The organism is Spirulina sp. 06S082 (genome assembly GCF_034932145.1).
Classification (GTDB): domain Bacteria; phylum Cyanobacteriota; class Cyanobacteriia; order Cyanobacteriales; family Spirulinaceae; genus CCY15215.
Genome location: NZ_JAYGHV010000329.1, coordinates 1 through 6,632 on the forward strand (window position 1 = coordinate 1; position 6,632 = coordinate 6,632).

Genomic DNA, 6,632 nt, shown 5'->3' on the forward strand with positions numbered 1-6,632 from the left:
AGTCTCAAACAAGTTGAGTATGCAACAGGGGCAAAGCATCGTTTTCTTGAAGCCTTACGGGGTTACAAAAGACGAGGCCGCCATTTGGTAATTTGTTTAAGTGGCGATCGCGCGTTAAACTTAAGAAAGCACTTTTTACAAGTTCTCAACCAGGAGTTAGAAAAAGAAGGAATTACTAATGCGATCGCCGGGCAAATTTGCCAAGAACCCCTCGATTATCTAGAAAATCTTGTTCCCGGCGATCGCCAAAAAGCAGAGGATTTTTTACAACAAATTAGTGCAGAAATCGATCTAGATGGACTAATTGAAGAACTCAAGGATAACAACTATGAAGTTATCTCAACAGTCAAAGATATCTGTAAAGAGATTACGGGGATAACTCCAGATTTTGAAGCAAATGTCGATCTTGAGAATATTTTAAGCGATGTTATTGAAAATCTTTGTCAAGGGCAGGATTCAGTTTATCAAGGTGTTATTATTCTGTTTGACGAACTCTACAATTATTTATTAAATTGGTCAAGTGATACTGTTGCGGCTGGAGGTCTTTCCCTACAAAGTATTACCAATATTTGCGAACGATATAAAAGCAAAATTGCCTTTCTTTGCCTTACTCAAAAACGGCCTTCAAGTTATACACCCAAGAAAGAAAGTCAAGAATATCAGCGCATTAGTTCTCGTCTTGAATTGCAGCAAAGCACTTATGAACCTATTGCCAGTCTCGAAAGAGTCGTGGGTGGATTGTTATCCCAAAAAACGAAAAATTCTGATTGGACAGACTTTTTCAAACGTCATCAAAATACTATCTTCGATCTGAATACAAAAATTTACCAAAAACGCACAGCAAATTATTATGAAAGTAGGGGTTGGGAATCGAAAGATTTTTATGAACAGATTACCCTCGGTTGCTTTCCCTTACATCCTCTAACAACCTATCTTCTCTGTAATCTTGATTTTACTCAAGGCCGCACAGCAATTCAATTTATTCAAACCGAAGCTAAACGTTTTATTGAAACTGAATCTGTTGAAAAAAACGGTCGATTAAATTTGATTTACCCGATTGTTTTAGTTGATGCGTTTGAAAACAACTTTGCCAATTCTCAATCTAGTCAATATTCGGATTTTTGCCGATCGCGAGATAAGATTTCTGCCTCTGCATCCCCAGAAGAACTCACGGTATTAAAAGCAATCTTTCTCTTTTATGCAGCTACAGGAGGAGGAAGTAAGGCACATCTTACCAAATTGGAAAACGAACCCCATGAAGAGATTTTAGAACTTTTAACAGGAATTCCTACTCGCACTTTAAAAGAAATTCTCAATCGCTTAAAAGACGATCTCAATGTTATTTATTATACGAAAGCAGATAATACTTATCGCTTCTATTCTGGGGGAATAGGAGTTGGAGATTTTTTAAAGCGGATCGAGGAGAAAAGTCGCGATCGCAAACCTTCTCTTACACCAGTACAAGAATATTTACAAAACCATATTACCGATTACTTGGACGGAGAAACCGTAATTCCTCAACAGTTTGTCCAACAAAATAAACTAATTGGTAAAGACTGGCAATTTGCTTGCACCATTTTTACATTATCAGAGTTTCGTCAAGCCCTAAAAAATCCTCATAAATTCCCAAATTCTTTGGGAAATGTTGCTTATATTATCGCAGAAACCTCTGAGGAACTCAACCAACTGCGCCAAGAAATCAGTACTCTTCTCACTCTTCCTAATGATAATTCTAATACAATTCAACATCGTCTCGCAGTAGCGATCGCCTCTCAATCCGCCTCAGAATTAGCAAGAGTGATTGATAATCTAAAGTTAGCCCACAACGAGGATATTCAAGAGTGGGGAGAAGCAAGAACACAAGGGATAAAACAACTGGCAGAACATCGCGATCGCCTCCTCAAATCGTTATTTCACAATCGGTCTTTTCACTCTCATCTCAACAGTCAAATTTCAACTGGCGATCGGCAAAATATCTCTTTCGTTATTAGCGAGTTATTGACTCATCTTTATCCACTGATCCCCACAGTGGCAGGAGTGGATAAAATGGCGATTAATAATAGTCGGAGTAGTGGTATTATTGGCTATGTTTGTAAACGCCTATTAGCAAAGGATTTAAAACCTAAAGCCTTTCCTAATAGTTCCTATCTCAACCTCGTTGATCCGGTTTTTGTTAACGCATGGAGAATATTGAGCAAAACTTCTGAATGCTACACTGTTAAAGAACCCGAAAATTCCAATATCAAAGCGGCATGGGATCGGATTTCTAAACTTGTAGAACTCCCTAAAAATGACAAAGAAAAAACCGTCAAAGTTTCTGAAATTTGGCAACAATTGAGTTCTCCTCCCTACGGATACAATGAGAATACATTTTCTGTTCTCTTCACAAGTTGGTTAGTTTATCATCATAGTGAAGTTTTATTAAAAGGTGGTTTTGGGATTCCCAAAACCAAACGAGAAACAGTTCCTATTGTAGCAAAGTCGCTTCGATATTGGGAAGGAACTAATGTTTTTGATAAGCCTAAAGATTTAGTCCATGACTGGATTTTAAAGCCCAAGTCACAACTCATTCGCCGCAAGATTATAATTCCAGATGCTTTACCCAAAAGTTTAGATTATGACCGCGCCCAAAAATTCATTGAAGAGTACAAACGCTTTTTAGAAAATCCCTCCGATCGCGTTGATATCGAGTCTTACCAAAAGGACTTAGAAAAACTTGAAAATGCAGTCAAACAAATCGATCGATCGCTTAAACCTGTTGAAGAAATGGAAAAGTTAAGCGAAACAGAAGAGATTGAAACTTATATCAAATTACTGACAAATCTAGATCGACCTTTAAAGCCAATTTATGAATCCAATGTAACCATTAATCCTAGCGATCGCCAAACCGACAAACAACGAGAAGCGAAAATAAAAGTGGTGGGAAAAATTCGAGAAGAAATCGAATCTTTACGCGATCGCAATGCTTTTTTAAAAACTGAAGCAGAATGCGGAGGACAGCAAACAACTATCCAAAATATTCAAGAAAAACTGCACAAGATTGAAGAACTTCCTCGTGATTTTGACGATCTTTTTCAAGAAATTGCAACGAAAATACAAACACAAATTGAGTCTCTTAAAAAAAGCGAAATATCCATTTCTCCCTTAGATTTACTCAATCAAATTGAGATGAGTTCTACTCCAACAATTCGCAGTTGTGAAGATGCGATCGCTCAAATTGAAAAGCTAGAAAAGCCAGAAAATTATTTACCACAGTTCGAGAAAAAAATCAAGGAGTTTCGGAATCAAATTTACAGCTTTTGTAAACAAATCAGACAATTGCGCGATCGCCTAGCAAAAATTGATAATCTCAAACAATTGGAGTCAATTCGTGAGGAATATAATCAAGTTGATTATATCTTTCGTGACTCTAAATACGACTCTTATTATCGAAAAATTCAAGATAGTATTCGCAAAGTGAAAGAAGATTTCGATCGCCTGCAAAAACTAGAAATATCGACTCAAAATTGTTCTGCGATCGCCCAATGTCAAGAAACTTTAAAAACCCTGCAAACAAAACAGAATAAATTTAATACACCTTCTCGCTTTCAGAAAAATCTCCAATCTCTAGAGAAAACACTACAAAATAAGATTAAAGAAGCCAGTCAACAGCTAGAAAAATATTCAGATCAATTCAGAAAAATCAAAACGAGTCAAGATGCAGGCAAACAGAAAGAAGAACTTTTGATCCAAAAAAACCATTATCTTCACTCAGACTTAGTAGATCGCTATAATGAGATTTATCAGGAGATTTGCGATCTGGTTGAACTGTTTAGACTGTATGAGGAAACTCCCTTGAATACCCTTTCCCATTGCCAACAGACTCAAGAACAAATGTATATTTGGATGAATCAAACCGATCCTTTAACTCCTTGTTTGGATAATCATTTTAAGCATTTTCAAGAAAAACTGAAAGAAAAAGAAACTAAGATTCGTAAAGAATTGGTTGAAAAAGCTAAAAAATGGGTTAAAGAAATCGGTCAAAGTGCGATCGCAATGAGAAAAGGAGATCCCGGAGAAGAAAAAGTCAAACAAGCCCAAAATATTCTCGATCGCATTAAACAAGAACAAACCAACTTAATGCAATATTTAGAGTCAACCTTACAAGGAACCGTGAGACAAGTTGAGGATATCTGTCAAAAAGCGATCGCAGAACACCAACAAGAACAAATTTTATTGCTTTTTCAAGAATTAACCTCAGACCAAAAACAACAAGTTTATCAAAAATTACGCGATTATATGGGGTAAGGAGAAAAAAAGCATGGGAAAAGCAAAAGTAATTCAATTAGGAGAATTTGTCAATCAATCGGAAAGAGACGCGATCGCCTATTTGCGAAATCATTTATCAGAAGAATATACTCTTTTTACTAACCTTGAATTAAGACAAGGAGTAGAAATTTTTGAGATCGATCTTATTATTATATCTCCTCATTGCGTCTTTATCGTTGATATTAAAAACTGGCACGGATCGATTGAAATTATTGGAAACTACTGGCATCAAGATCGCTATCAACCGATTTTTTCTCCCCTCAAAAAAGTTCGCAGACACGCTAAAATTCTCAGTACATTAATTCGAGATAGCAATCATGTGTTACGCGATCGACTAGGAAAAGTACACATCCAAGCCGCTATTTTGATGGTCGATGTAGATATCAAGATTAACGATTCCGCACATCTTGACGACCATTCTATTACTTATCTCGATCGACGCTGCTTTGAATTTTTTCAAAGCACAAAATTAATTCCAGATTCTCGTTATTTCAATATAAAATCTTACCGTTCTAAAGTTGAAAATGCCATTCGCGGAAAATCTCGTCCTAGATCGAAATTCCCTTGCTATCGGGACTGGCAAGTTGAAGATAAACTGAGTGAACATAAAGGCTATAAAGAATATCGTGCTTATAAAATATATCTACAAAATATCAAAGTTCGCTTGCGAGTTTATGCTGTTGATCCGTGGTTAGAGGAAGAAACTCGCAAGCGTCAATACGAACTAATTTCTAATGCCTATCAAGCCCTTTCTACACTGCCAAACCATCCCAATATTTTAAACATTAAAGACGGTTTTAGTGGTGAGGATGCCGATACTTGGGTTTTGGTTTTTGATGATAGTCCTCGTCGTTCTTTGCGTCAGTTTATTGCAACAGATAATCTATCTCTCGATCGCAAACTAGAAATTATTCAAAATCTTTTAGATGCTCTCAATCATGCCCACAAACACGGCATTATCCACCGCAATATCACTCCAGATAGTATCTTATTTACAGAAGATTGTCAAGCTCAGTTAACAAATTTTGATTATGCTCGTATCAGCCAGAGAAATGCTACAATTGCTGAAGATATTAAAGAAGATTTAGAAGTAAATTCTATCTATCAAGCCCTTGAATGTTATACGGATCCCTCTCAAGCCAGTATCACCTCGGACTTGTTTTCTGCGGGTCTGGTATTTTATGAACTTTTAATGGGGAAACGGGCTTTTAAGACTGCGGAAGAATTGTGCGATCGCGAAGCAATATTTCCCGATCGCCCTTCCCAAAACTATCCAGAATTATCTCATAATTTTGATGAATGGTTACAAAAACTTTGTGCCTTCCATCCCTCAGATCGCTTTCAAAGTTGCGAAGAAGTCCAACAGGTTTTCAATACTTTGAACGCAAAATCTTCACCCGATCGCCCCTCTCTAGATTTAGCCAATTTACCTCCCGAATCTATTCTCGACGATCGCTATACAATTGTAAATCGTTTGGGGAAACCGGGAAGTTTTGCTGTTGCTTATCACGCGAAAGACGTAATGGGAGATGAATCTATTGTTTTAAAATTGGTCATTCGCGATCGCCACTCAGTTTACGATCGCCTCACCCAAGAATATCGAGTCTTAAGAAATGTTCCTCCCCATCCTCATATTGTTAAAGTTATCTCTGCGGGTCAACTGAAAGATGATACTCCTTTTATTACCTTTGAATATGTTGAAGGTAAAGATATTCACACAGCCATCGAAAATCATTCTTTTTCTCCCCCTGAAGCCTTAAAAATTGCCCAAGAAACTCTTGCAGGATTAAAACATCTTCACCAACATAAAGTTTACCATCAAGATATTAAGCCTTCTAATCTTATCCTTACCGAAACAGGAATTCGCATTATTGATTTTAATGTTGCATTATCTGGCGATCGAACAACTGCGGTGAATACGGGAACTCGTCCCTATATTCCCCCGGACTTTAAAGCCAATTCTCATCATAATTCTGAAGAAAAAATCGATCGCGATCTCTATGGATTAGGAATTACTTTCTATGAATGCGTGACAGGAAAATATCCTTTTACAAATCCTGTTCCCAGTTTGGATCAATCTCCACAAAATTTACATCAATTCTCTGGCTGTGAAGACTTAAAAGCAGAATGGAATGACTTTTTTACTCGAGCAATTTCCCCCTTACGTCGCGATCGCTTTACCTCAGCAACAGAAATGTTAACGGCGATCGATTCTTTGGAAAACTCCCAACCCAAAGCCGAACAAAAACCCCCTCTAGAAACAATAACATTACCTCCAAAACCGTCTCTAAAACTTGAAGTTGTCTTGGATCCAACAGGTCTCT

2 protein-coding genes are annotated in these 6,632 nt (G+C 37.2%); both read left to right on the forward strand.

Annotation, left to right across the window (positions count from 1 at the left end; all coding sequences use genetic code 11):
* Positions 1 to 4,287 (forward strand): hypothetical protein (locus VB714_RS20380; RefSeq protein WP_323226517.1); only part of this gene is annotated, 4,287 nt, incomplete at its 5' end.
* A gap of 13 nt (positions 4,288 to 4,300) precedes the next feature.
* On the forward strand, positions 4,301 to 6,632 hold a 2,332-nt coding region (mads6, locus tag VB714_RS20385; protein WP_323226518.1), incomplete at its 3' end, for a methylation-associated defense system protein kinase MAD6.